Origin of the sequence: Bacteroides sp. AN502(2024), from assembly GCF_041227145.1 — a bacterium.
Taxonomy (GTDB): Bacteria; Bacteroidota; Bacteroidia; order Bacteroidales; family Bacteroidaceae; genus Bacteroides.
Window position 1 is genome coordinate 3,572,489 of the sequence record NZ_JBGFSP010000003.1, and the last position, 26,841, is coordinate 3,599,329.

The 26,841-nt window shown below is 42.7% G+C and carries 22 protein-coding genes and 1 pseudogene; 19 read left to right on the forward strand and 4 right to left on the reverse strand.

What is annotated here, in order from left to right; genetic code table 11:
• The first annotated feature begins 54 nt into the window (after nt 1-54).
• The 17 genes from AB9N12_RS14050 to AB9N12_RS14130 all read left to right on the forward strand — a co-directional run bounded on the left by AB9N12_RS14050 (nt 55) and on the right by AB9N12_RS14130 (nt 20,919).
• Nucleotides 55-999 (forward strand): tyrosine-type recombinase/integrase, encoded by a 945-nt coding sequence (locus tag AB9N12_RS14050; RefSeq protein ID WP_369892641.1) that lies wholly within the window; start codon nt 55-57, stop codon nt 997-999.
• A gap of 355 nt (nt 1,000-1,354) precedes the next feature.
• A complete protein-coding gene (locus tag AB9N12_RS14055) occupies nt 1,355-1,924 on the forward strand; it encodes a UpxY family transcription antiterminator (RefSeq protein ID WP_369892642.1) in 570 nt (189 codons plus the stop codon).
• A gap of 61 nt (nt 1,925-1,985) precedes the next feature.
• A complete protein-coding gene (locus AB9N12_RS14060; RefSeq protein WP_369892643.1) occupies nt 1,986-3,914 on the forward strand; it encodes a polysaccharide biosynthesis protein in 1,929 nt (642 codons plus the stop codon).
• A gap of 17 nt (nt 3,915-3,931) precedes the next feature.
• Entirely contained in the window at nt 3,932-4,765 is an 834-nt protein-coding gene (locus tag AB9N12_RS14065; RefSeq protein WP_369888919.1) for a polysaccharide biosynthesis/export family protein, read from the forward strand.
• A 9-nt stretch (nt 4,766-4,774) separates the two neighbouring features.
• The gene (locus tag AB9N12_RS14070; RefSeq protein ID WP_369892644.1) at nt 4,775-7,189 is read left to right on the forward strand and encodes a GumC family protein; all 2,415 of its coding nucleotides are present in this window, start codon (nt 4,775-4,777) and stop codon (nt 7,187-7,189) included.
• Nucleotides 7,190-7,775: 586 nt separating this feature from the next.
• Nucleotides 7,776-8,750 carry an SDR family oxidoreductase gene (locus tag AB9N12_RS14075; protein ID WP_369892645.1) on the forward strand — a complete coding sequence of 325 codons (975 nt, stop codon included), beginning with the start codon at nt 7,776-7,778 and terminating at the stop codon, nt 8,748-8,750.
• A gap of 18 nt (nt 8,751-8,768) precedes the next feature.
• Complete coding sequence (locus tag AB9N12_RS14080; protein ID WP_369892646.1) at nt 8,769-10,043, forward strand: nucleotide sugar dehydrogenase; 1,275 nt, start codon at nt 8,769-8,771, stop codon at nt 10,041-10,043.
• 78 nt (nt 10,044-10,121) lie between these two features.
• Nucleotides 10,122-10,640 carry a DapH/DapD/GlmU-related protein gene (locus AB9N12_RS14085; protein ID WP_369892647.1) on the forward strand — a complete coding sequence of 173 codons (519 nt, stop codon included), beginning with the start codon at nt 10,122-10,124 and terminating at the stop codon, nt 10,638-10,640.
• Nucleotides 10,637-12,019 carry a lipopolysaccharide biosynthesis protein gene (locus AB9N12_RS14090; RefSeq protein WP_369892648.1) on the forward strand — a complete coding sequence of 461 codons (1,383 nt, stop codon included), beginning with the start codon at nt 10,637-10,639 and terminating at the stop codon, nt 12,017-12,019. The genes AB9N12_RS14085 and AB9N12_RS14090 overlap by 4 nt, the downstream gene beginning before the upstream one ends.
• Nucleotides 12,020-12,035: 16 nt before the next feature.
• Nucleotides 12,036-13,496 (forward strand): O-antigen polysaccharide polymerase Wzy, encoded by a 1,461-nt coding sequence (gene wzy, locus AB9N12_RS14095; RefSeq protein ID WP_369892649.1) that lies wholly within the window; start codon nt 12,036-12,038, stop codon nt 13,494-13,496.
• Between the two features lie 7 nt (nt 13,497-13,503).
• The gene (locus tag AB9N12_RS14100) at nt 13,504-14,586 is read left to right on the forward strand and encodes a glycosyltransferase family 4 protein (RefSeq protein WP_369892650.1); all 1,083 of its coding nucleotides are present in this window, start codon (nt 13,504-13,506) and stop codon (nt 14,584-14,586) included.
• A 207-nt stretch (nt 14,587-14,793) separates the two neighbouring features.
• Complete coding sequence (locus AB9N12_RS14105) at nt 14,794-15,414, forward strand: hypothetical protein (RefSeq protein WP_369892651.1); 621 nt, start codon at nt 14,794-14,796, stop codon at nt 15,412-15,414.
• 248 nt (nt 15,415-15,662) lie between these two features.
• On the forward strand, nt 15,663-16,652 hold the full coding sequence (locus AB9N12_RS14110; RefSeq protein WP_369892652.1) for a glycosyltransferase family 2 protein: 990 nt from the start codon (nt 15,663-15,665) through the stop codon (nt 16,650-16,652).
• 552 nt (nt 16,653-17,204) lie between these two features.
• Nucleotides 17,205-17,816 carry a sugar transferase gene (locus AB9N12_RS14115; RefSeq protein ID WP_369892897.1) on the forward strand — a complete coding sequence of 204 codons (612 nt, stop codon included), beginning with the start codon at nt 17,205-17,207 and terminating at the stop codon, nt 17,814-17,816.
• A 31-nt stretch (nt 17,817-17,847) separates the two neighbouring features.
• Nucleotides 17,848-19,125: a DegT/DnrJ/EryC1/StrS family aminotransferase gene (locus AB9N12_RS14120; RefSeq protein ID WP_369892653.1), complete on the forward strand. Its 1,278-nt coding sequence runs from the start codon at nt 17,848-17,850 to the stop codon at nt 19,123-19,125.
• 3 nt (nt 19,126-19,128) lie between these two features.
• Complete coding sequence (locus AB9N12_RS14125; RefSeq protein ID WP_369892654.1) at nt 19,129-19,317, forward strand: DUF6016 domain-containing protein; 189 nt, start codon at nt 19,129-19,131, stop codon at nt 19,315-19,317.
• A 276-nt stretch (nt 19,318-19,593) separates the two neighbouring features.
• Nucleotides 19,594-20,919 carry an ATP-binding protein gene (locus AB9N12_RS14130; protein ID WP_369892655.1) on the forward strand — a complete coding sequence of 442 codons (1,326 nt, stop codon included), beginning with the start codon at nt 19,594-19,596 and terminating at the stop codon, nt 20,917-20,919.
• A gap of 232 nt (nt 20,920-21,151) precedes the next feature.
• Here AB9N12_RS14130 and AB9N12_RS14135 read toward each other — a convergent pair.
• Nucleotides 21,152-21,386, reverse strand: a pseudogene (locus AB9N12_RS14135) (virulence protein E); the annotation flags it as partial.
• Nucleotides 21,387-21,819: 433 nt separating this feature from the next.
• Between AB9N12_RS14135 and AB9N12_RS14140 the strand changes: the two are divergent.
• The gene (locus AB9N12_RS14140; RefSeq protein WP_004327226.1) at nt 21,820-22,194 is read left to right on the forward strand and encodes a RidA family protein; all 375 of its coding nucleotides are present in this window, start codon (nt 21,820-21,822) and stop codon (nt 22,192-22,194) included.
• On the opposite strand, the gene AB9N12_RS14145 is transcribed toward AB9N12_RS14140, so the two are convergent.
• A complete protein-coding gene (locus AB9N12_RS14145) occupies nt 22,162-23,598 on the reverse strand; it encodes a folylpolyglutamate synthase/dihydrofolate synthase family protein (RefSeq protein ID WP_369892656.1) in 1,437 nt (478 codons plus the stop codon). The genes AB9N12_RS14140 and AB9N12_RS14145 overlap by 33 nt on opposite strands.
• A gap of 131 nt (nt 23,599-23,729) precedes the next feature.
• Here AB9N12_RS14145 and AB9N12_RS14150 point away from each other — a divergent pair, with 131 nt between their 5' ends.
• Nucleotides 23,730-25,055: a PhoH family protein gene (locus AB9N12_RS14150; RefSeq protein ID WP_369892657.1), complete on the forward strand. Its 1,326-nt coding sequence runs from the start codon at nt 23,730-23,732 to the stop codon at nt 25,053-25,055.
• A gap of 116 nt (nt 25,056-25,171) precedes the next feature.
• Here the strand turns inward: AB9N12_RS14150 and AB9N12_RS14155 are convergent, their stop codons facing one another.
• Together AB9N12_RS14155 and AB9N12_RS14160 are read right to left on the reverse strand one after the other, a co-directional pair.
• Nucleotides 25,172-26,149, reverse strand: a complete 978-nt coding sequence (locus AB9N12_RS14155; protein ID WP_369892658.1) for a dihydroorotate dehydrogenase-like protein — start codon at nt 26,147-26,149, stop codon at nt 25,172-25,174.
• A gap of 19 nt (nt 26,150-26,168) precedes the next feature.
• Entirely contained in the window at nt 26,169-26,837 is a 669-nt protein-coding gene (locus AB9N12_RS14160; RefSeq protein ID WP_369892659.1) for a YggS family pyridoxal phosphate-dependent enzyme, read from the reverse strand.
• Nucleotides 26,838-26,841 lie beyond the last annotated feature (4 nt).

Consider the following 26,841-nt stretch of genomic DNA (forward strand, 5'->3'; position numbering starts at 1 on the left):
ATCTTATTATATTCCACACGTTTTTAATAACATGTATGAGATAAGTTATAATTTATGAAGAAAAATCGATTTACTATTTGTGCAAACGATTACATTGATTGTTTGCAACAAGAGGGGCGTTATTCGACGGCCCATGTGTATAAACACGCTATTCGTTCTTTTTCGCAGTTTTGTGGAACTCAATCCATTGCGTTTAGTAAGATAAACCGTGAGAATCTAAAGAGGTATAGCAACTACCTGATGGCTTCCCGTCTGAAGCCCAATACGATTTCTACGTATATGCGTATGCTGCGTAGTATATACAATCGGGGTGTCGATATGCATCAGGCTCCTTATGTGCACGGCTTGTTCCGGGATGTTTTTACGGGGGTGGACACACGTCAGAAGAAAGCCATCCCGATCGGTGAACTTCACATTCTGCTAAACAAAGATCCTCAATCGGAAAAACTTCGGCGGACGCAGGCTATTGCTAATTTGTTGTTTCAGTTTTGTGGAATGCCTTTTTCAGATTTGGCCCACCTGGAAAAGTCCAATCTGGAGCGGGGACTTTTGAAGTACAATCGCATCAAGACCGGTACTCCTATGAGCATAGAAGTGCTGGAGTCAGCGCAAAATGCAATGGGGAGACTGTATAATAAATCAGATCCCCGGAGTTCCGATTATCCTGATTATCTTTTCCGGATATTAAGCGGAGTATATAAGAGAAATGAAGAAGGAGCCTATCGTGAATATCAGTCAGCTTTGAGACGTTTTAATAATGAGTTGAAAAGCCTGTCTAGGAAATTAAGGCTGCATTCACCTGTTACGTCTTACACGCTCCGCCATTCTTGGGCAACGACAGCCAAGTACAGAGGTGTACCTGTCGAAATGATTAGCGAATCACTGGGACACAAATCTATTAAAACAACGCAGATATATTTGAAAGGGTTCGAATTGGAAGAAAGAACAAAGGTTAATAAAATGAATTATTCTTACGTATGTAGTTTGAAAATGATCTGATTTGTATTATTAAAGCATTATGAATTAGGGACTTAATGCTGGCGTTACTTCTTAGGTAACGGATAAGGTACACAAGACACACACATCTCAATAAGAATAGAAATCACATATAGGAATGGGGCACAAGAAAGGAACTACCTAATACTCAACAGGAAAAATCCAGAGATTAGGCAATAAAAAGTATAGAGCATGGAAATAAGATTATTTCATGTTCAGACAGTTTTTTGCTCTATATTTCAAATAAAACGAAAAAAGTGGAAGAATATTTGCTTACTATTCGTGTTTTTGTCTATATTTGCATCAAATTTAAGTTCCGTTACCTAAGAAGTAACGGACTAGTATGGGGTAAAAAAGTATGATTCTAACGCAAGAAACTTTGAGTGCTGGGCCTAAAAATGGGACAGGGGAAGGCGTAGCACACCCTAAACGCTGGTATGTCGCCTTGGTTCGCATGCATCATGAGAAGAAAGTGGCCGAGCGTTTAGGCAAAATGGGGATTGAAAATTTTGTACCGGTCCAGCAGGAAGTACATCAATGGAGCGACCGCCGCAAGGTGGTCGAATGTGTGTTGCTTCCCATGATGGTTTTTGTACATGCGGATGGGAAAGAACGCAAAGAGGTCCTTTCCCTGTCTACGGTGAGCCGGTATATGGTCATGCGCGGTGAGAGCAGTCCTGCTGTAATTCCCGATGATCAGATGGCCCGTTTCCGTTTTATGCTCGACTATTCGGAAGAGGCGATCAGTATGAACAGTGCTCCCTTGGCACGTGGTGAGAAGGTCCGTGTCATCAAAGGTCCTTTGACGGGTCTTGTGGGTGAGCTTGTCACGGTTGGCGGCAAGAGTAAGATTGCTGTCCGTCTGAATATGCTGGGATGCGCCTGTGCGGACATGCCGGTGGGCTATGTCGAACCTGTGAATTCCTGATTGCCTGTATTTTTCATTTCTTACACACGCACACATTTTTCATTCATACTGTAGCATTATAATGGAAAAGACATTGAAGGGTATCGTTCAATATGCCCGTAAGAACTATTTGAGCTATTGGATCATTCTGGGTATCGATACGTTGGTATCCGTATTGTGTTCATTGGTCGCCTATGCCGTGATTCATTATATGGGTCATGTTCCGATGAGCGACCGTCTGCTCTGTCAATTGGTCGTCATCTCTTTGGCGGCAAGTGTCGCAGGTTCCTTATTGTTCCACACTTACCGTAATACGATCCGTTTTTCCCAGGCCCGCGAACTGTGGCGTATCATCTGTGCGGTATTATTCAAAGTTGTCTGTCTGGCTATCATCTCTTTTGGGCTTATCTGTGAGACCCGGCTGCCATATAATTATAAAGTATCCTGTCTTCTGTTTGACGGGTTGTTGACCATGGTGATTCTGACAGTCTTCCGTGTATCATTGATCATCGTCTATGACCTGCTGCTGGATTGGGTGAATAAGAAGAACACGCGTATCCTAATCTACGGTACCGACGAAAAGAGTGTAGCCTTGAAACTGCGTCTCCGTAACAGTGCCCATTATAAGGTTGCAGGCTTTTACGTTTATGGCAAAACCAACAGCCGCCGCCGTTTGACGGATCTTCCCGTCTATTACTTTGAGAGCGGGTCTGATGTGGACTATATCATACGTAAGCGCGGAATTAAGGGTATTCTTTTTGCCCGTTACGAGGACACCCGCCAGGAAGAGAAACGGCTCCTGGAATATTGCAAGGACCATGGACTCAAGACACTGATCGCCCCTACCATCAGCGAGGCGGATTCCGACGGGAACTTTCACCAGTGGGTCCGCCCCATCAAGATCGAGGATCTTCTTGGCCGTGCTGAAATCAACATCAACCTCCGTCAGGTGGCGGAAGAGTTCCGTGGCAAGGTGGTGCTGGTGACCGGTGCCGCGGGCAGTATCGGCAGTGAGCTTTGCCGCCAGCTGGTACAGATGGGGATTCAGAGACTCGTCATGTTCGACTCTGCGGAAACTCCCCTTCACAATGTCCGTCTGGAATTCGAGAAGAACTATCCCGGGATGGATTTTGTCCCGGTAATCGGTGACGTCCGTGTGAAGGAGCGTGTCCGTATGGTATTTGAGCTCTACCATCCCCAGATCGTCTTTCATGCGGCTGCCTACAAACACGTTCCTTTGATGGAGGAGAATCCCTGCGAGGCTGTCCTTGTCAATGTGATAGGTTCGCGACAGGTTGCCGACATGGCGGTGGAATACGGTGCGGAGAAAATGGTCATGGTCTCCACGGATAAGGCTGTGAACCCCACGAACGTGATGGGCTGCTCCAAACGACTGGCTGAAATCTACGTGCAGAGCCTTGGCTGTGCCATCGGTGAGGGAAAGGTGAAGGGTCGTACCCGATTTATCACGACCCGCTTCGGTAATGTGCTGGGCAGTAACGGTTCGGTCATTCCCCGTTTTAAGGAACAGATCGAGAACGGCGGGCCTGTGACGGTCACCCATCCCGATATCATCCGCTTCTTCATGACCATCCCCGAAGCCTGCCGCTTGGTGATGGAGGCCGCCACGATGGGACAGGGCAATGAGATCTTTGTCTTTGAGATGGGACAGGCGGTGAAGATCGTGGACCTGGCTACTCGCATGATCGAATTGGCGGGTTACCGTCCGGGTGAGGACATCAGGATCGAGTTCACGGGTTTGCGCCCGGGAGAGAAGCTTTACGAGGAAGTGTTGAGCGACAAGGAAAATACGATTCCGACTGGGAACAAGAAGATCATGATAGCGAAGGTGAGAAGATATGAATATGCCGATATCCTTGACACGTATGAAGAGTTCGAGAATCTGTCGCGTGCGGTGAGGATCATGGATACAGTCAGACTGATGAAGAAGGTAGTTCCTGAATTTAAGTCAAAGAACTCACCGAGATTTGAGGTATTGGATAAAGAATAATAAACCAAATGTTTTTTATGAATAAATCATTTTACATGTATATGAATATGCAAAGTGTGGGACGCCATGTATTTGCCTGCCTGGTTGTGATATTATTGCTCGCTTCCTGCCAGTCATATAAGAAAGTACCTTATCTTCAGGATGCGGAAGCTGTGCAGCAGACCGTGCAACAGGAGAGTCTGTATGATGCCAAGATCATGCCCAAGGACCTGCTTACCATTGTGGTCTCATGTACCAGTCCGGAATTGGCTGTCCCTTTCAATCTGACAGTGGCCAGCCCTGCGGGTGTGGCTGCCGGTACTACCCAGCTGACTACCCAGCCTGTCCTGCAGCCTTACCTGGTGGATAATGAAGGGAAGATCAACTTTCCTGTCCTGGGTGAGTTGAGAATCGGAGGACTGACCAAAAGAGAGGCCGAACAACTGATCATAGACAAGCTGAAACCCTATATCAAGGAGACTCCGATCGTGACCGTCCGTATGGTGAACTATAAGATCTCCGTACTGGGTGAGGTCACCCGTCCCGGCACGTTTACAATCAGCAATGAGAAAGTGAACCTTCTGGAAGCCCTTGCCATGGCTGGTGACATGACTGTCTGGGGAGTCCGTGAGAATGTCAAGCTGATCCGTGAGGGTGCTGACGGTAAACAGGAGATCATAACGCTGGATCTGAACAAGGCGGAAACCATCCTTTCTCCGTACTACTGGTTACAGCAGAATGACATCGTTTATGTGACCCCGAACAAGGCGAAGGCACGCAATTCCGATATCGGTAACAGTACCAGTCTTTGGTTCTCCGCCACCTCTATCTTAGTATCACTGGCAAGTTTATTAGTAACAATCTTCAAATAATATCACTGTATGGTTGAGGAAAAGAACGAAAATCGTATGGAACAGTCTGAAGACCAGGTTAATATTCAGGAAATCCTTTTCCGCTGCCTGGTCCATTGGCCCTGGTTCGTGGTTTCGGTGATTGTGTGTATCGCTTGTGCATGGGGATACCTGCGCCTGGCAACGCCCGTTTATAATATATCCGCCACGGTCTTGATCAAGGATGACAAGAAAGGCGGCGGTACCAGCATGTCCTCCGAACTGGAAAAAATGGGACTGGACGGTTTCGTTTCTTCTTCAAGCAACGTGGACAATGAGATCGAGGTGCTGAAATCCAAGTCACTGGCAAGAGAAGTGGTCAATCATTTAGGTTTATTCGTAACTTACAAGGATGAAGACGGGTTTCCCGTCAGGGAACTTTACCGCACCTCTCCCGTGGTGGTAAGCCTGACTCCTCAGGAGGCGGACAAGCTTCCTCATCCGATGGAGGTGAATATGACCTTGCAGCCTGCCGGTTCGATGGATGTTCGGATTGCTGTAGGGGAAAAGGAATACCGGAAACAGTTTGATAAACTACCTGCCGTATTCCCTACCGATGAGGGTACGGTCGCTTTCTTTGCGAATACCGATACGCTGTCATCGGTCCGTCCGGACAGCGTGACACAGGAACGTCGTATCACCGCTTTCATCCACAGGCCTTCTTCCGTAGCGAAAGGATATGCCACTGCTCTCTCGATATCTCCCACATCGAAGATGACTTCTGTAGTGGTGATTTCATTGAAAGATTCAGAGATTCATCGTGGTAAGGATTTCATCAACAAGTTGCTCGAGATGTATAATGTGAATGCGAATAATGACAAGAATGAGGTTGCCCAGAGAACGGCGGAGTTCATCGATGAGCGTATCGGCATTATTTCCAGGGAACTTGGCAGTACGGAACAGGACCTGGAGAACTTCAAGCGTAGCGCGGGGATTACGGATCTGAGCAGTGAGGCACAAATAGCCTTGACGGGAAATGCCGAATACGAGAAGAAGCGGGTGGAGAACCAGACCCAGATCAATCTGGTGATGGATCTGCAACGCTATATGAAAGGTTCGGAATACGAAGTATTGCCCAGCAATATCGGACTGCAGGATGCCGCATTGGCGGGTGCGATAGACAGATACAATGAGATGCTTGTCGAGAGGAAACGCCTGCTCCGCACCTCTACCGAGAGCAACCCTACGATCATCAATCTGGATACGGGTATCCGTGCGATGCGTAGCAATGTTCAGGCTACGTTGGATGCGACCTTGAAAGGACTGCAGATCACCCGGGAAGACCTTGCCCGTGAGGCTAACCGCTATTCGCGTCGTATCAGTGACGCCCCTACTCAGGAACGCCGTTTCGTGAGCATCGCCCGCCAGCAGGAGATCAAGGCAGGCCTTTATCTGATGCTGCTTCAAAAACGTGAGGAGAACGCCATCACCCTGGCCGCTACCGCGAACAATGCCAAGACGATCGATGAGGCGCTGGCGGATGACGATCCGGTTTCTCCAAAGGGACTGATGGTGTACTTTATTGCTTTAATCGCAGGAGTGGGTCTTCCTGCCGGTATCATCTATCTGATCGGCTTGACCCGCTTCAAGATCGAGGGACGTTCGGATGTCGAGAAGCTGACCTCTCTTCCTGTGATCGGTGATATCCCGCTGGCGGATGAGAAGTCCGGTTCCATCGCCGTATTCGAGAATCAGAACAACCTGATGAGCGAGACCTTCCGTAATGTGCGTACGAACCTCCAGTTCATGCTTGAGAACGGAAAGAATGTGATTCTGGTGACCTCCACCATCAGCGGTGAGGGCAAATCCTTCGTCTCGTCGAATCTGGCAGTCAGCCTTTCGCTGCTGGGTAAAAAAGTGGTGATAGTGGGTCTTGACATCCGTAAACCGGGGTTGAATAAGGTTTTCAAACTTTCCACCAAGGAACGTGGCATCACCCAGTTCCTGACCAACCCGAGTATGGACCTGATGGAGCTGGTCCAACCGTCTGATGTAAACAGGAACCTGTTTATCCTTCCGGGTGGGACAGTCCCTCCCAATCCTACGGAACTGCTTGCCCGTGACGGACTGGACAAAGCCATTGAAATATTGAAGAAGAATTTTGATTATATCATATTGGATACGGCACCGGTTGGTATGGTCACCGATACATTGCTGATCGCACGTGTGGCAGATTTGTCGGTCTACGTCTGTCGTGCCGATTATACCCACAAGGCGGAATTCACATTGATCAATGAACTTTCCGAGAACAAGAAACTGCCTAATCCCGGTATCGCCATAAACGGTCTGGATTTGAATACCAGAAAATACGGGTATTACTACGGTTACGGTAAATACGGCAAGTATTACGGCTATGGCAAGCGTTACGGTTATGGCTATGGTCATGGAGAGAAGCATGCCGAGTAAACCTTCACACCCTGATGTGGGCGGAAAGATAAACTTATATTTACATTTTACCATGATAACCATAGAGAACACCGAATTGAAATCGGCCATAAAACTTTGTACCGTGCTGAATGTGCTTACAAAGGACAAGATTGTGGACTTCTGTGCCCTCCCTTGCATAAACTATCAATTTTTGTAGCAAACAACAATTCGTTCCACAGATGTAGAACTAAACAATAACAGATGTGGAACTAAAGGGAAACAACTGTGGAACTAAAGAATAACCTTGGTGGAACGAATTAATAGTAGTAATTAATCTATTAATAATCTAATATTGGGCGTGAGGAAGATTCACACAGATTGAACCCTGCATGAATGTAGGTCTCAATGCCCGTGACTATATTGCAACTACAATCAGGCTGCTGATGCACGGAAATGATAATTATGAATAGCTCGTTCCTATGTCAATGGCTGTATAAATATTATAAATCGTTAAATTTTAAAATACTCAAAAGTTCATTTTCTTGATTTCTAAGAGGGTGGACGCTGTTGAGTGCTTACCTTGATTAACGCAATTCATAAATAAAAAATACGATATTAAGAAATAATGGTAACAAAAGTATTAGTGACCGGGGGTGCTGGCTTCATCGGGTCAAACCTCTGTGAGCATCTGCTCGAAAACGGCTACACGGTGCGTTGTCTCGACAACTTCGCTACCGGTAAGTGGCAGAATATCATTCCGCTTATAAATCGCTTCCCCGAAACGTTTGAGATGCTTGTCGGCGACATCCGCAAAATCGAAGACTGTCACAAGGCTGTCGATGGTGTCGAATATGTTTTCCACGAGGCTGCCCTCGGCTCGGTGCCTCGTTCGATCAACGACCCGATTACAACCAACAATGTCAACATCGGCGGTTTCCTCAATATGATTGTCGCCGCACGCGATGCCGGCGTCAATCGTTTCATCTTTGCTGCGTCATCATCGACCTATGGCGATTCCAAGACGCTCCCCAAAGTCGAAGACGTAATCGGCAAACCTTTGTCACCATACGCTATAACCAAGTATGTTGACGAGCTTTATGCCGACGTGTTCGCACGTACCTATGGAATAGAATATATCGGTCTGCGCTACTTCAATGTGTTCGGTCGTCGTCAGGATCCGCACGGAGCATACGCCGCCGTTATTCCGTTGTTTGTCAAGAAATTCATGAATCACGAAGCACCGAATATTAACGGTGACGGTGAATACAGCCGTGACTTTACTTACATCGACAACGTCATCCAGATGAATATGTTGGCGATGACAACAACAAACCCCGAAGCGGTCAACCAAATCTATAACACCGCTTTCGGTGAGCGCACCACGCTCAATCAGCTTGTCGGGTACCTGCGCGAGTTCCTCGGTGCCAAGGATGACGCTATCAAGTCCATCGAAACGACACATGGCCCGAATCGTACTGGCGATATCCCTCACTCATTGGCTTGCATCGACAAGGCCAAGCGATTGCTTGGCTACGCACCTAAGTTTTCGATGCGCGATGGTCTTAAAGAAGCTGTCGACTGGTATTGGGATAATCTATAAACAAAATACATAACTATAATGGAAAAAGAGATTAAAATCTGCGTAATCGGTCTCGGTTACGTAGGCCTACCGCTTGCACGTCTGTTTGCAACCAAATATCCTACCGTGGGCTTCGATATGAACATCAAACGTTGCGAAGCCCTTATGGCCGGACATGATGCAACGTTGGAAGTAAGCGATGAATTGCTTCAGGATGCTATCAACAACCACGGATTCCGTTGTACTGCAAACATCGATGACATCCGCGACTGCAACTTCTACGTCGTAGCCGTGCCGACCCCTGTCGACGAGAACAAGAACCCCGACTTGCGACCACTTTGGGGTGCATCAGAAACTGTCGGAAAAGTCATTTTGAAAGGCGACATTGTAGTCTACGAATCGACCGTTTATCCCGGCGTGACTGAGGACGAATGCATTCCCGTAGTAGAGCGCGTCAGCGGCATGAAATTCAACTGCGATTTTTTCGCCGGCTACTCGCCTGAGCGCATCAATCCCGGCGATAAACTACACACTGTTGAAAAAATCAAAAAAGTTACTTCCGGTTCCACTCCCGAAGTAGGCAAACTTGTCAATGAGGTATATTCATCAGTTATTACTGCCGGGACGCACCTTGCGCCCTCAATCAAGGTTGCAGAAGCCGCAAAGGTAATCGAGAACTCGCAGCGCGACATCAACATCGCCTTTGTTAACGAATTATCGAAAATCTTTACCCTTATGGGCATCGACACTATGGACGTACTCGAAGCAGCATCAACCAAATGGAACTTTCTACCCTTCAAGCCCGGACTTGTTGGCGGACACTGCATCGGCGTTGACCCATACTACCTTGCGCAGTGCGCACAACGCTACGGCTACAACCCCGAAATTATCCTTGCCGGACGACGCATGAACGACGGCATGGGTGCATACGTAGCCAACTGCGTCATCAAACTGATGCTAAAGAAAGGTATACAAGTACTCGGTAGTCAAATTATTATCTTTGGTTTCACATTCAAGGAAAACTGTCCTGATGTGCGCAACACCAAAGTCGTTGATATCGTCAAAGCCCTTCAAGAATACAATCTTGACATTACCATCTTCGACCCTTGGGCAAACTCCGAAGCTGTCCATCGTGAATACGGTCTTAAAGTCGTCAACGAATTACCCACCGACAAGAAGTTCGATGCTGCCATAGCTGCCGTTGCCCACCATGAGTTCGACGGAATGGATATGACCGCCACCCTCAAACCCTTACATGTCATCTTTGATGTAAAGGCTACCCGCCCCATCGCAGAAATTGATGGCAGGTTGTAACATTATAATTCCACATGTGAGTTTCAAGCTCTGTTTGTCAGGAACTCACATGTGAAAATATGCCATATTATATAATTTATGAACCCGTTTAAACTCTTATCAATTATTTATTGGCGCTTTATTGCTTCTCCGCTTAAATATGCGCGACATATTGGAGTTAATATAGGAGAACATAACTTGATTGGTAAGGACCATTGGTCTTCCGAACCGTATCTAATAACAGTTGGTAGTAATTGCCAATTAACTGATTGCAAAATTTTTACACATGGGGGGGGAAATGTCCTTCGCGATAAATATCCCGATTTCGATTGTTTTGGTAAAGTAGTAATTGGAAACTATGTGTATATAGGCTCAAACGCCTTGATAATGCCGGGTGTAACCATTGGGGATAATGCCTTAATTGCTGCTGGCAGTGTGGTTACAAAATCAGTACCGCCACGTATGGTAGTAGCTGGAAATCCCGCTAAAGTTATTTGTACAATAGACGAGTATTACGAACGAAACAAGCGATTCGATGTTCATTCCAAAGGTCTTAGTTATACTAAGAAAAAAGAAGTTATCATGAATGCCTCTACCGCACATCTGATAAATAAATGAGAAACAAAAGCGCTTATATTTGGGGTATTCTCGGTAAAATCGGTCCGCAAGGGATTAATTTGATTATTAATATGATATTGGCCCGATTTTTAACTCCCGATGATTTTGGAAAAATAGGTGTTTTAGCTGTATTTATTACTGTTTCTATGACTTTGTCTGAGTCCGGACTTGGAGGTAGTTTAATTAAAGAAGATAATATTTCTAAGAAAGACTGTCAAACAGTTTTTACGTTTAATTTGGGCATTAGTATATTTTTTTACATTCTATTGTTTTTATGTGCATATCCTATCCAATATTTTTTCAATATACCGAGATTGGAAAACGTTGTGCGTTCTCTTGCATTGGTTTTTATTTTAAGTGCGATATGTATTGTGCCTAAATCTATAATGATAAGAGAGTTAAGATTTAAGGAGCTAACTATAATCTCTATAATTTCATATGTTATTGGTGGGATTGTTGCAATTACAGGCTGTCTTTTTAATTGGGGGGTATACGCTTTAGTAGCTTTTCAGTTGTCATTAGTTGCAACCACGTCCATTTTAACAAATTATTTTGCAAAGTATCATATTTCAATCGGGTTTAATTATCATTCATTTAAAAGGCTATTTTCATTTGGAGCATTCACTACGTTATGCAATATAATCGATTCTTTTTATGAAAATATTATATCTATTTTATTTGGCAAATTTGCTGGTTTGAGTATTGTTGGATATTATGACCAAGCAAAAAAAATAGAAACCGGGTCTGCTAATTCTATCGTTACAACGGTTAATTTAGTGTCATTTCCAATTTTGGCAAGACTACGAACAGATAAAATAGCTTTTAAATATGAGGCCGACTCAATCTTTAAATATCTTTTACAATATCTTGTTCCGATATTATGCATAATATCAATTTATTCTAAAGAAATCATAGTCATACTATGGGGAAGGAACTGGATTGATGCAGCTCCGATTTTGAGTATTTTGATGTTGAATGGCATAGTGTTTTTATGTGAATCTCTTGTACGAAATAATATAAAGTCATTAGGCTCTGTCAAATTCCTTGCGAATATTACCATTATAAAAAGATTCATAGGTATTGGAATCATATGTAGCTTTTTGTTTATATCCGACTTTGCATTACTTTATGGTTTGGTAGTTAGTACATTATTGGGGTTTGTGATGAATGTTTGGCTATATTGTAGAATTATGTGTATTTCATTCGTTAAACAATTATCTATGTATTTTCAGTATTTATTGCCCCCTGTTTTACTGAGTGGGGTGTGCTTTGTTATTTATAGTTATTCTCCTTATAATTTAATCTATAATATAATAATATGTGCGGTTCTTTTGTGTACATATTATGGATTTATTTATAGGTATATGAAACGAGTTTAGGTATAATTTTAACTCTATGAATATGATTTTTTCAGTTTTCGGAATAATACTTAGTCTTTTCTTGTGGCTTTTTAGCATTACAGGCAAAGATGATAGCCTTTCAGGTTTATATCCTCTTTTTCTAGTATTGATAATATGCTATATTATACTATTTTATATCTCGGATAAAAAAAATGATGGTTCATTATCCAACTGGGGGTTAAGACCTACCTATATTTGTCTTATCGGATTAATAATAGTAAATCTTCAATTCTTCTTTGACGAATCATTTTGTGCTAGAAAAATTGGCGACTTTATACCGGTAAGTTGGGCAGAACAATATTATGACAAGTGCTTTTTTGGAGGTTGCTTATTTATAGTTTTATTTTTATTAGCGAACTATCATACCAGGAATTTCCCTTCTGTAAAATGTAAGACAGGTTTATTGCCAGTTAAATCTTGGGTTTATATCCAACTTGTATTCTTCCTATTATTTGTTATTACTATTGATATAGAGTCATTTTTGACCGGCACTATATATGTAGGCTCTGGAGCTTCTAACGCTGACGGAGGACTGTCTGCTTCTTTCGAAAGATTTTACGATGCTACAAGTTTAATAGCATTAGCATTATATACTCAGAAAATGGTTCGCAGTGGTGAATGTGTATCTGTAAAAAAATATATTAAATCAATATCTATAGTATTCTGGCTTCCATTATGTGTCTATGTAATTTTGCGATTATTCAGTGGAGACCGAGGGCCGGTAATATATTCTACACTTTCGATTATTTATTCATATACTTTTGTCTCAAAAAAAATTATAAATATTAAAGTTGCAGTTCTATTCATAGCTGCTGGCGCTTTCGCAGTTACTTTACTAGGGTTTATTCGTAGTCGGTCTACTGAGTTGTCGTTTACAGAAAAGGTAGAGCAGTCACTGATAAGAATGAATGAGAAGAAGAATACCGAGATACAGTCGTTTTCTCCGTTTACCAAAGAGTTAGCCTCAAGTTTGAGATGTAACTTTGTAGCGGTGAGGGCTATTGAAGAAGGTGATGCAAATCTTTCTTTTGGAAAATTTACCATACTTAGTTCAATATCCTCATTTCCAGGTGCTCGGAAAGAATATTTTAAGCCCTTAGGCCTTTCCGATGAGGATTTTTCAAGCGCTGTATATCTAACACAGTTGTCTAATAAATCGAAAACGTATACATATGGTATTGGTTCATCTGTTTTTGCTGAGGCCTATTTAGATTTAAATATATGGGGAGTGATAATTGTGGCTATATTGCTGGGACGTATTTTCAAATGCATTGACTTGAGTTATAGATATAAAGAGCTTTCTCCGATTGTAATTATTGTTATAATAAGATTGGCAGCTATGGCTATATATGTATCGCGTGATTCATTTTCACATTGGGCATCATATATATTATCAGTCCTCATTATTTATTGGATTATTAATCCATTCCTAAAGATATTCCTAGATAAAGGTTGATTTTATTATGAAAAAAATATTGTGTTTTATAGATGAATTAGGACCTGGTGGTGCAGAACGTCAATTAGTCGGATTAGCATCTATGCTAAAAAATCATGGTTACGATGTTTCTGTCTATTGTTATCATCCTATTTATTTTTATGAACCCATACTAAGTGAAAACGAGGTTAGCTTAATTAAAGAAAATAGTTTACCCCAAAATGTATTTCAAAAACTATGGCGTTCTTTCCGGGTCTTAAAAAACGGAGGGTATGATTTTATCATTTCATTTTCTCCGGGTTCTTCTTTAGCGGCCTTAATTTGTAAGCCTTTCTTTCGGAAGACCAAATTACTGGTATCCGATAGAAATATGACTCCAGTCATTTCTCTTAAGCAAAAGGTGATATTCAATTTATATAGACTTGCAGATTATATTGTCCCAAATTCTTATACTCAAACAAAAATATTGGCGAAACATTATCCTTTCATGCAACCAAAATTGCGCACAATTACTAATTTCGTAGATTTTTCTAAATTTCAACCGAGTCTCCCAATATGTAGAAGTCGTAATGGAATTTTAAATATGATTGTTGTCGCTAGGCATGCCGTCGATAAAAATATTTCTAATTTTATTAAAGCTGTTTATATAGCTAAATCAAGGGGGCTTAGATTTAAAGTTGATTGGTACGGTAATTACAATAATCGAATTGGCGAGCAAAATTTGGGTCTTATAAAAGAATATGCAGTTGACGATATTATTCGTTTTCTTCCTCCGCATAATAATATAAAGGAATGTTACGCCAAAGCTGATGTCATGTGCTTACCCTCCGTGAGAGAGGGCTTTTCTAATGTTATTGGGGAGGCCATGTGTATGGGATTACCTGTAATTTGTGGGTGTATATCGGATAACGTAAAAATGATTGAAGATGGCGTAAACGGTTATTTATTTGATCCCACCAGTCCTGACGATATAGCCGAAGCTATTGAAAAAATGATAAATACTGACGACAACCTTTTCAAAACTTTCAGCAACAATAATTTAAAGAAAGCACATGAGATGTTATCAGCGACATCTTTTTTAAAGAAATACGTTAACATTATAGAATCTTAAATTATGAACTTATTTGTTCTAATCTCTTGTATGCACCAAACTGATTTCAGTATAGTACAACGTACTAATGTTCAAACGGACTGTGTAGTTGTTAATCAGTGTGACCACAACATGGTTGAAGAGTTTGATTTCGTAAATAAATTCGGGCAAATAAAGCATTGTACGTTTGTGTCAACCACCGAACGAGGATTGTCACGAAGTCGCAACATGGCAATAGCTTTTACTCCAGACGATGCCATTTGTAAAATCTGTGATGATGATGAAACCCTTGATGACAGTTATGAGTCTACAATAATAAACGCATATCGTGATTTAGAAGATGCAAATATAATAGCTTTCGAAGTAAAACGGAAGAATTTAAGTAGGCCATATCCTACATTAGCCAAGAAACTGAACTTCTTATGGTGCAATCGGGTGTCTTCAGTTCAAATTACTTTTAGAATAGATGATATTAGGAACAAAAACATATGTTTTGACGAACAAATAGGAAGCGGAACTGGCAATGGAGGGGGTGAAGATAACAAATTCATGGTTACTTGTTGGAGAAAGAAACTTAAATGCTATTTCTATCCACAAAATATCTCCACGCTTGCAGAAGATTCCGAAAGTCAATGGTTTAAAGGATATGACAAACGGTATTTTAAAAATTATGGATTCACTGCCCGAAGAATATATGGGTTGTTGCTGAGTTTAATGGTTATACCATATTATATATTCTCGCATTATAAAAGTATTAGTGCCAGTATTTCGGTATTAAAAGCCTTGTTCTATAGCTATTGGGGTATAATGGAGAAAAGAAATAGAAATAGGCGTCCAAGCACTAACTGAGGAATAATGATTCCTTTCGTGGCTGTAACATTCCTAATTGATTAAATATTACAGTAGCGAAGATTTTTAAAACTTATACGTCCGGATATGCTGTCACAGATGACATGACGGCTGACAATATTATGTCACTTATATCGTCACCATTCGTTCGATTTAAAAAGGCATTACGTTGGAATTGCCTGTCTGTTGCCAAGGTCGTGTTAGGAGATACATACTTTCAATAAGAACTAAACTTACAAAATAGAGCAATGCTATCCGTAATTTGTCCGATATATAACGAGGAAAAGTATATCGGGGCATGTATTGAGTCGATTTTGGCGCAGGATTACCCCAAGGATGACTTGGAGGTAATTTTTGCCGACGGGATGAGTACCGACCGTACGCGCGAGATTGTTGCCGCATACATGGCAAAATACCCTTGGATTCGTCTCATTGACAATCCCGACCGTATTGTTCCTCCGGCACTTAACAAAGCAATCGAGGCATCATGCGGTGACATTATTATGCGTCTTGATGCACATGCCTCGTATGCTGATAACTATTTTTCCGCATTAGTTAGTGGAATTGACAAATATGAAGCTGACAATATTGGTGCGGTATGTAAAACTGATGTACTGAATAAAACCCCAAGGTCATTGGCAATAAGAGCAGTGTTGGCGCATCCTCTCGGTGTTGGAAATTCGACATTCCGAACCGGAATCTCGGAAGTAAAGGAAGTTGATACTGTACCATTCGGGTGTTGGAAACGTTCTGTATTTGAACGCTTTGGTCGCTTTGATGAAAGGCTGGTCCGCAATCAGGACATTGAATTTAATAAGCGTATTCATCGGGGAGGCGGCAAAATAGTGATTATTCCCGATACATATTCGACCTATTATGCTCGCGAAACATACAGCAAACTTGCCAAGAACAACTATGGTAACGGTAAATGGAATATCCTCACCGTGTGGTACACACGACAGTTTAAGTCGCTGAGCCTTCGACATTTTATTCCATTGGTGTTTATCCTTTCCCTAATATTGCCGGTGGTTGCCGCACTATTTTGGACTCCGATGATATGGCTTGCTGTTTTCTCCCTGCTCGGTTACACTATCGTCATCTCTGCTGTCAGTTTGGATATTGCCAAAAAACAAAAACTAAGATTTATAAATCTTTTCAAAACTTTTTTTGTTTTGCATCTCTCTTACGGGTGGGGTTCTCTTTCGGGTATTATCGAAACACCATTTGTAAAAATATAACGCATGACAATAACCGAAATAGTTTATAGACTTATCTACCGTAAGAGATTTAGAGGGAGTGGTATAATCCCATATTACTGGAAATACTCTGTTTTTACGATTGTTGCTAAGCCGATAAGAAAATTTTTTTCTGCGGTGCTTATTCCGAATATCCCATTCAATGGTCTCCGAGTTCTATTTTATCGAATGTGTGGTTATAAAATAGGAAAGTCTGTTTTCATTGGAATGAAGTGCTACCTTGATGATATGTGCTATGATAAGATTGTGATTGAGGATAATGTGACAATCTCATACGGTGTCTATTTCGCTTGCCACGGAAGAAAACAAGGACATAATGCAATAGTAATAAAACAAGGTGCCTACATCGGAATGCGTGCAAGTATCATTGCACGACAAAACATCGAGATAGGCGAAGATTCCATTATTGGAGCATGTACATTCGTAAATAAATCAGTGCCTGCTTCGTTCATTTCGGTTGGTATTCCGAATAAAAATCTCCCCCCCCCCCCCCATAATCAACTGTATTTCAATTGTTTATTACATAAAAGGACTATGTGCATGAAATTCGTTTTTGACAGGCTGATGGCGACAGTCGGGCTGTTGGTCCTGTGGCCAGTGTTAGCTGTTGTGGCGGTTCTAATCCGCGTGAAGATGCCGGGTGGTCCGGTAATTTTCAAGCAGAAGCGCGTTGGGCGCGGCGGTCGGCTGTTCACGATGTACAAGTTTCGGTCGATGACTGTCGGTCATGGCGGTAGCTCGGTGTCGGTGGCTGGCGAGAGTCGCATAACGCTGCTTGGTGCAAAGTTGCGCCGCTACAAGCTTGATGAGTTGCCCGAGCTGTGGAATGTGCTTGTCGGCGACATGAGTTTTGTCGGGCCGCGACCCGATGTACCAGGCTATGCCGACAACCTCACTGGCGATGACCGTGAAGTGCTTCGCCTTCGCCCCGGCATCACTGGACCGGCTTCGCTCAAATACCGCAACGAGGAAGAACTGCTCGCGCGGCAGTCTGATCCACAGCGATATAACGATGAGATTATCTTCCCCGACAAAGTACGCATTAACCGCTATTACCTCCATCACTACAGTTTTATCAAAGATATCGAGATGATCTTCGCGACTGTCCTCGGATTTAAAGTGAAGTTTGCCGGTGAAGAAGTTTAACCGATACGATTTTCAAAATACATAACATATTATGGAAGAAAGAAAAACAATTTATCTCTGCCTTGCCCACATGAGTGAGTCAGGTCTGGAACAGAAATACGTGAAGGAAGCATTTGATACCAATTGGGTAGTGCCGCTTGGTCCGAATGTGAATGGTTTTGAGGACGACTTGAAATCATTTGTATCGAAGAATTCGGATGGCTCGGAAACTCCTCGTGAAGTTGTTGCATTGTCTGCCGGTACGGCTGCCGTACATTTGGCGTTGCTGGCATGCAGTGTAGGCAAAGGTGATGAGGTATGTGTACAGAGTTTTACGTTCTGTGCTTCTTCACATCCGATAACCTATCTTGGCGCAACTCCTGTATTCATTGATTCTGAACCTCATTCATGGAACATGGATCCGGAATTGTTGGAGAAGGCCATTCTCGATCGTAAGGCGAAGACCGGCAAATATCCGAAGGCTATTGTGCCCGTGGCGCTGTATGGTATGCCATACGACTGTGACAGGATTATGGCGATTGCCAATAAATATGGAATTCCTGTTGTTGAGGATGCAGCAGAGGGGTGTGGCTCCCGTTGGAAAGGTCAGGTACTTGGCACATTTGGCAAGTGGGGTGTGTTGTCATTCAATGGCAACAAGATGATAACGACTTCGGGTGGTGGTGCTCTTATCTGCCGTGATGCCGAAAGCAAGAACAATATCATGTGGTATGCGACACAGGCTCGCGATGCTTATCCTTATTATCAGCATACGGCAATCGGTTACAACTATCGTATGTCTAATATCTGTGCCGGTATCGGTCGTGGTCAGATGAGTGTCTTGAACGAGCATATCGATCATCATAAGCACGTACAGTCTCTTTACAAGAGGTTGCTGAAGGACGTGGATGGGGTTACTTTGCATGAGGCTCCCAATGCCGATTATGATTCAAACTATTGGCTTTGCACTGTTACGCTTGATGAGAATCTGAAGATTAAGAGTCAGGAAAATGCCTATAAAGAGGTTATAACAACTGCTGTAGGTGGTGCTGCCGGAGTGATCCATGCAGTGGATTGTCCGACTACAGATTGTCAGCCTAACAATAATGTGGAAGCGTTGCGTGTATTTATGCTTTCAAAAAAGATAGAGGCTCGTCCTGTATGGAAGCCGATGCATAAGCAGCCGGTGTATAGCGATGCTCCGGCTTATGTGAACGGGGTGTCGGAAGCAATATTCAAGGTTGGGATGTGTCTGCCTGCAGGTCCTTATGTGACGGATGAAGACGTTCGTTATATCGTTGACTGTATCAAGGAAGCTATCGTGAAGTAATATATGGAATCTGGCAGCACAGGTGGAACAGTAGTTACCCTTCACCGATATCTAAATACCAGTGAGACGCTGGTCTGTATGTGTGGTAAGATGGATGAGGTACTGTTCACGGACTTTCATCCGAAGACCAAGGTGTTTTCTGTGAGAGAAGTACGGCTGATTACCTATTACTTGGGAAAGCCGGGAGTATAAATGATATAAAGATCAAAAAGAACTACGGGAGTCGACGAAAGTGCAGGCTCCCGTAGTTTTTTTATATATTCACATACTCCCTCCTTGCGACTGTCAAAACAGGGCGGTAGGAATTGAAGTGCTTTTTTTGCCATCTCGGCTTCAAATTCTTTGCAGAAATCATCTGCAATACAAAAAAAAAATCGGTAACTTTGTTGTCGGTTGTAAAGTTTACGGTGGTAAAATTTGCTATGGTAAACTTTACAACAGTGAAATCGAATATAAAAAGATAAGGATATGAAATTCTACAATAGAGAAAAAGAGTTAGCATCATTGGAAAGGGTTCGCCGAGTATCTTTTTCTGTACATTCCCAAATGACTGTGCTTACCGGTCGGCGACGTATCGGCAAGACCAGTCTTATATTCAAGAGTTGCGAGGACACTCCTACGGTGTACTTGTTTGTCAGCCGAAGCAATGAAGCTGATCTTTGTTCACGCTTTACTTCTGAGATTCGGCAGGCACTTCATATTTATGTACCGGAATTTACCCACTTTGCAGAAATGTTTCGCTTCTTAATGGATTTGGGAACACGGATGGAATACAACCTGATTATAGACGAATTTCAGGAGTTCTATTACATAAATCAAGAGATTTACAGCTTGATGCAGGATGCTTGGGATCGGCTAAGGAAACAGAGCCATGTCAATCTTATTGTGAGTGGTTCGGTTTATACTCTTATGAATAAAATCTTCAGGGATTCAAAAGAACCGCTGTATGGCCGTGCTGACAGTATAATGAAGTTAGCTCCTTTTACTACTTCCGTATTAAAAGAAATTATGTCGGATCATAAGGCTGACTATACTAAAGATGACTTGTTGGCACTCTATGCTTTTACCGGTGGTGTTCCGAAGTATATCGAGCAGTTTATGGATAATGGATGTACGAGTATGGAAAGCATGGTCGATTTCATGTTGCAACCCGATTCATCCTTTCTGACTGAAGGACAGGCTTTGCTGATACAGGAGTTCGGAAAAAAATACGGTAATTACTTTTCTATCTTATCAGCAATCTCCAATGGAAAGAATACTCTACCGGAAATGGAAACGGTTATGGGTGGTATGAGTCTGGGCGGACAATTGAAGAGATTGGAAGAAGATTATGATCTGGTAGAGAAGAAACGGCCTATACTCTCAAAAGAGGGTTCCCAGACCGTCCGTTATGAAGTGTCGGATATGTTTCTACGTTTCTGGTTTCGGTATTTTATCAAGTATCAAAATTACATAGAGATACAGAATTTTGAACGTTTGACTGATATTATAAAAAAGGATTATCCGACTTTCTCCGGTTGGGTTTTGGAAATGTATTTCCGTCAACAGATGATGGAAAGTAAGGAATTTGCAGATATAGGTTCTTGGTGGCAAGGCAAGAATAATAGAGATCAGGATGAAATAGATATTGTCGGACTATATGCGGAAGAGAAAAAAGCTCTGGTGGCAGAGGTGAAAAGACAATCCAAAAATTTCAAGCCGGAATTGTTCGCACTCAAAGTAGAGGAATTACGGAAAAAAGTCTTGTTTAAATATGAGATAGAGAGCAGGCTTTTTTCGATGGAAGATATGTAGGTATTCATATCAGATTATCATCTCCACCAATGGCAGGAAGCGGCTCTTTATCCGAATCCGTGAAAGCTGCATGACGCGTAGTGACGCACAGAAAAAACATTAGGAGATTTGTATTGAAATATCTCAATGTTTGATTTCAATTATTGAGATGTTTTTTTCAAACCTCCCTATGTTTTTGGGGAGGCTTCAAAAGGACAAAAGGACAAAAAGGACATATGGTACTATCATTTTTTATCTTGGTATAAGAATTGTAGTATATTTTATTGATTTGTAGTTTGTTAGGCGATTTTTGCGGGCGTGTCACCTTGCGATGATTGAAATCTTATTTTGCGCCAATCCGAATCGCTTCATCTGTTGTGAAACTGTCGGGCAATTCTTGCACGAAATTACGAATAATGTACAGATTATTTTAGTGGACGGGTAGGCAGAGGCGGCATGGATGAGTGTAACAGTCGGCTGTGCTCGTAACCCAATAGGTTTCGTCATCGGCATTGGAATTTTCCATAGTACCATATGTCCTTTTGTCCTTTTGTCCTTTTGAAAGGAAGGGAAGCAGGTGGGGAGGAAATAGGTGTCTGTTCGTTAACTTGCTTATATTCAGATGATAAAACGCTTTTCAGCTCTTCAATACTGAAATCCGTGTGCTCGAAAAATGCGCTAAGTTCACGTAACATGCCTTCTTGGGGATAGTGGCGGCATGGTCTCCTTCTGTATGATATCAGCGGATGGCGCTGATAAATATTGATGCTATTGGGTATAATATAGCAGTAGTTGGATATGGGACAGGATTCTTGTAATCCTGGTTTTCTATAGCCAAGAGCTTTTTTGTTGGCTATAAACATATTATTCAGTAAATTAGTTGTATCTTTGAAACCTGATAAACAGAAAAAGAAAATAGATATGAAAAAAGTAATTTGCAGTGAGAAAGCTCCGGGGGCTATCGGCCCTTATAGTCAGGCAATAGAAGCCAATGGTATGGTATTTGTATCCGGTCAGTTGCCTATTGATGCCGCTACGGGACAGATGGCGGAAGGCATAGAAGGACAGGCGCGTCAGTCATTGGAAAATATCAAACACATTCTTGAAGAAGCAGGATTGACAATGGGAAACATTGTCAAAACTACTGTATTTCTTCAGGATATGTCTCTGTTTGCAGGGATGAACGGTGTGTATGCCACGTATTTTGACGGAGCCTTTCCGGCACGTTCGGCGGTTGCCGTAAAAGCGTTGCCGAAGGATGCGTTAGTAGAGATCGAGTGTATCGCGGTTCGCTAATAAATCTGCTACAATGAAACTGCTGCCTCCTACAAAGATCAGATCTTTGGGGGGGCAGTTCTTTTTTGCCGCCTGTACCGCTTCTACAACAGTGGGGTAGGTGGTGCCTTTCAATCCGGCTTTCTCCGCTAAGGCCAGTAGTTCGTTTTCCGGAAGTGCACGTTTCACACTTGCTTTGGTAAAATAATAGGTAGCATTTCTGGGTAAGATCTGCAGGACGCCGCTGATATCTTTGTCGTTCACCATTCCGAATATAATGTGAATATTCCGATTGAGATTTTGGTGAATAAAATCAAGTTGTTTACAGATATATTTGATTCCATCCACGTTATGTCCTGTGTCACAAATAATATCCGGATGACTGTAAACTTTCTGCCAACGTCCCATCAGGCCGGTGAGTCTGCATACATCGGAAAAGCCATTGAGACAGTCTTTGCGTTGGATCTTGTAACCTAATTTTCTCAGTTCTGTGAGGGCAGCCATGATGGTGCGACAATTCTCGAATTGGTAATAGCCGTTTAACTCCATGAAAAATCCGGTATCAATCGCCGAAAGTCTGATTTTGATAGCATCTTTTCTTTTGTCGAGTATTTTGTCCATAGCTTGTATGCTGCTCATGGGATCCGGGTGTTCGGGTGATATGGATGCGTCATGTACCATTTGTGCTAAGTCTGTTCTCTCTTTTTGAAGCATCGAATAAGAGATCCATTCTATGTAAATATGCGGAGTCTGTGTTTGAGCATATAGAATGGGGACTTGCTTTTCTTTGGCTTTCATTGTGAATACCCTTTTTACACTGCCGTTGGCTCTGCCGATGACTACGGGGACTCCTTCTTTGATAATTCCAGCTTTTTCTTTAGCTATTTTTGTCAGGGTATCTCCCAAATATTGCATGTGGTCGAAGCTGATATTGGTAATGATACATAGATCGGGATGAATGATGTTGGTGCAATCCAAACGCCCGCCCATTCCTACTTCGATAACGGCTACATCTACTTTCTGATCTGCAAAATAGCGGAATGCCATGGCGGTAGTCAGCTCAAAAAACGAAGGATGGAGCGGTTCGAAGAAAGAGCGGTGTTTTTCTACGAAGTGGACTACATACTCTTCCGGTATCATTTCTCCGTTGATACGGATACGTTCGCGGAAGTCGATTAGATGAGGGGAGGTGAATAGACCTACTCGGTAACCGGCGCACTGTAATACGGCTGCGATAGTATGCGAACAGGAACCTTTTCCGTTGGTTCCGGCGATATGTATCGTTTTGAACTGTTGATGAGGATGTCCGAAATGTTCGTCCAATTGGTGTGTGGTTGCTAACCCCGGCTTATATGCTTTGCCTCCTACTTGTTGAAACATGGGGGCACTCTCATATAAGTACTTTATAGTGTCTTGATAGTTCATATTTTATAATATTTAACATCGGTCGGTTTTTATTGCCCGCTAATTTGTTTATCTTTAAAACCGTTAATCAGACAATAAATGAAGGATTGACGAATGAGATTGCAAATATCAACATTTAATTCCAAGAAATCATGGGAAAAAAGAAAAATTTTGTGCTGGACACAAATGTGATTCTTCACGACTACAATTGCTTGAAGAATTTTCAGGAAAATGATATTTACCTCCCTCTTGTTGTGCTCGAAGAACTGGATAAGTTCAAAAAAGGAAACGAGCAGATAAATTTCAATGCTCGTGAGTTCGTGCGCGAGCTGGATGTGCTGACAAGCGATGAGCTTTTCTCCGACGGGGTGAAGCTGGGCGAAGGATTGGGACGTCTGTTTGTGGTGAAGAGCAATGTGCCGGCTACCAAAGTATGGGAATCGTTTCCTATAAAGAAACCCGACCATTTGATTTTGGCGGCAACCGAATATCTGACCGAAGAGGATCCGGACATGATGACTATCTTGGTGACCAAAGATGTGAATCTGCGTATGAAAGCCCGTTCCATCGGTCTGCTTTGCGAGGATTATATTACGGATAAGGTGGTGAATGTAGATGTGTTCGAGCAATCTAATGAGATTTTTGAAGATGTGGATCCGGCATTGATCGACCGTATTTATTCTTCCAAGGAGGGCATTGATTTGAGTGAATTCGACTTTAAGGATTTGATTCACCCCAATGAATGTTTTGTATTGAAGAGTGACCGGAATAGTGTGCTTGCACGCTACAATCCTTTTACTCATTCCATTATCCGCGTGATAAAGGGTAGGAATTATGGAATCGAACCACGGAATGCGGAACAGAGTTTTGCTTTTGAGATTTTGAATGACCCGGAAATCAAACTGGTGGCTTTGACAGGAAAAGCGGGAACAGGTAAGACTTTGCTGGCTCTGGCTGCTGCTTTGGGCAAATTGACGGACTATAAACAGATCTTGCTGGCACGTCCCATTGTGGCACTTTCCAATAAGGATATCGGTTTCCTTCCGGGAGACGCGCAGGAGAAAGTGGCTCCTTATATGCAGCCGTTATTTGATAACCTGAACGTGATAAAACGTCAGTTTGCTGCAAACTCTACCGAAGTGAAGCGTATAGAAGATATGCAGAAAAGCGGACAGCTGGTGATTGAAGCCTTGGCATTTATCCGTGGGCGTAGCTTGAGTGAAATGTATTGCATTATCGATGAAGCGCAGAATCTGACCCCGAATGAAATAAAGACAATCATCACCCGCGCAGGTGAAGGTACGAAGATGGTATTTACGGGAGATATCCAACAGATCGACCAACCTTATCTGGACAGCCAGTCCAATGGATTGGTATATATGATTGACCGTATGAAAGATCAGAATATCTTTGCACATGTCAATTTGCTGAAAGGTGAACGAAGTGAATTGAGTGAACTGGCAAGCAATCTGTTATAGCAGGTTGCTCTGCTAAGCGAGATAAATGAATAAGTGATTAAAAGTAAACGGTGAACAAATGGTGCTATTTGCAACAAGATGTCCACCGTTTCTTTATTGATTCAGTATGCTTTCCCTTATTCTTTCTTTCCGAAATATTTCAGGAATTGTGTACGTTCGAATGTATTGATACCCTGAACATCTTTACTGTTCAGTTTGCCTTTGAATTGAGCTATATTCGTGAATCCTTTGCTCTCCATCCATTCAGAGAGGAAGCGGTTGGCTTCTCCGATGAAGGCGTTGGTGTTCAGGTAGACTGCACTGCAAACTTCCACGGCTGAAGCACCGGCAAGAATAGCTTTCACTACTGATTTTGCGTTGGCAACGCCACCGGAAGCGGCATAGTCGATCTTGTCTACTACTGCAGATGAAATTCCGATCCAACGGAGCGGAGTGGCGAGGGCGGAAGCATTGCTGAATACTTCTCCTGAAATATGCTCCATCTTTTCAATGTCGATGTCCGGTTGATAGAAGCGGTTGAAGAGGACAACTGCTGATGCACCGTTGGCATATAACTGATTGATTAATGCAACGGGATTTGTCAGATTATCGCCCAGTTTCATGATTACAGGTATCTTGACCGTTTTTTTGATGTGACGGAGAATGTCGATGTGGCGTTGTTCGAATGAACCGTATGTATATTGCAATTCCGATTGCAGAGCAAGGATATTGATTTCCAATGCATCGGCACCGGCTTCTTCAATCTTCTTTGCAAAGTCAATCCATTCGGAATCAGTGTAGCAGTTGATGCTGGCAATGATGGGAATGGGGCATACCTTTTTGCTTTCTTTTATTAAAGTCAGGTATTCGGATAATTTGTGCTCCCGGATATATTCTTTAAGGTAGTCACTGGCTTCCGGATAGAAAGCCGGATCTTTCAGTTGGTCTGCTTCCAGCATGATTTGTTCTTCAAACAGTGATTTCAGAACAATCGCACCGGCACCATCTTCGGCCAATTTTTTGTTTTTGCCGGCACTGTTGGTCAGTCCCGAGCTACTGATGATGATAGGGTTTCTAAGGGAAAGCCCTGCGAAAGTAGTTTTTAAATCGGTCATAGCAATATGTTTTTAATGATCAGTAAATTCGTTCTCCGAAAATCTTGCTTCCTACTCGTACCAGCGTACTTCCTGCGGCAATGGCTTCGCAGTAGTCATGTGACATTCCCATCGATAGCTCACAGAAAGTATCGGAGTGGGGGAACCAAGTTGTTTTTATCTCGTTAAAGAGCCTGTTTAATAAACTGAATTCTCGGTTGATTTGTTCAGTACAATCGGTGTTGCTGGCCATACCCATTAATCCGCAGATGCGCACATGAGTCAGCTCTTTCCATTCTCCGGCGTTCAACATCTCCTTACATTCTTCGGGGCTGAAACCGAATTTGGTCTCTTCCTGTGCAACGTGAATCTGCAACAGGCAGTTCACAGTACGTCCTGCTTTGACAGCTTGTTTGTTGACTTCGGCCAGTAGTTTGTAACTATCAATTCCATGAATCATCGCTACGTATGGTATCATGTATTTGATTTTGTTCGTCTGCAGGTGTCCGATAAAATGCCACTCGATGTCTTTGGGCAAACTTTCGTATTTAGCTGTCATTTCCTGCACTTTGCTTTCTCCAAAAATACGCTGTCCCGCCTGATATGCTTCTTCTATCGCTTCATTGGGATGGAATTTTGAGACGGCAACCAGCCGGACTCCTTGTGGGAGGTCGGCCAGCACTTGCTTTAAATTGTCAGCAATACTCATTATT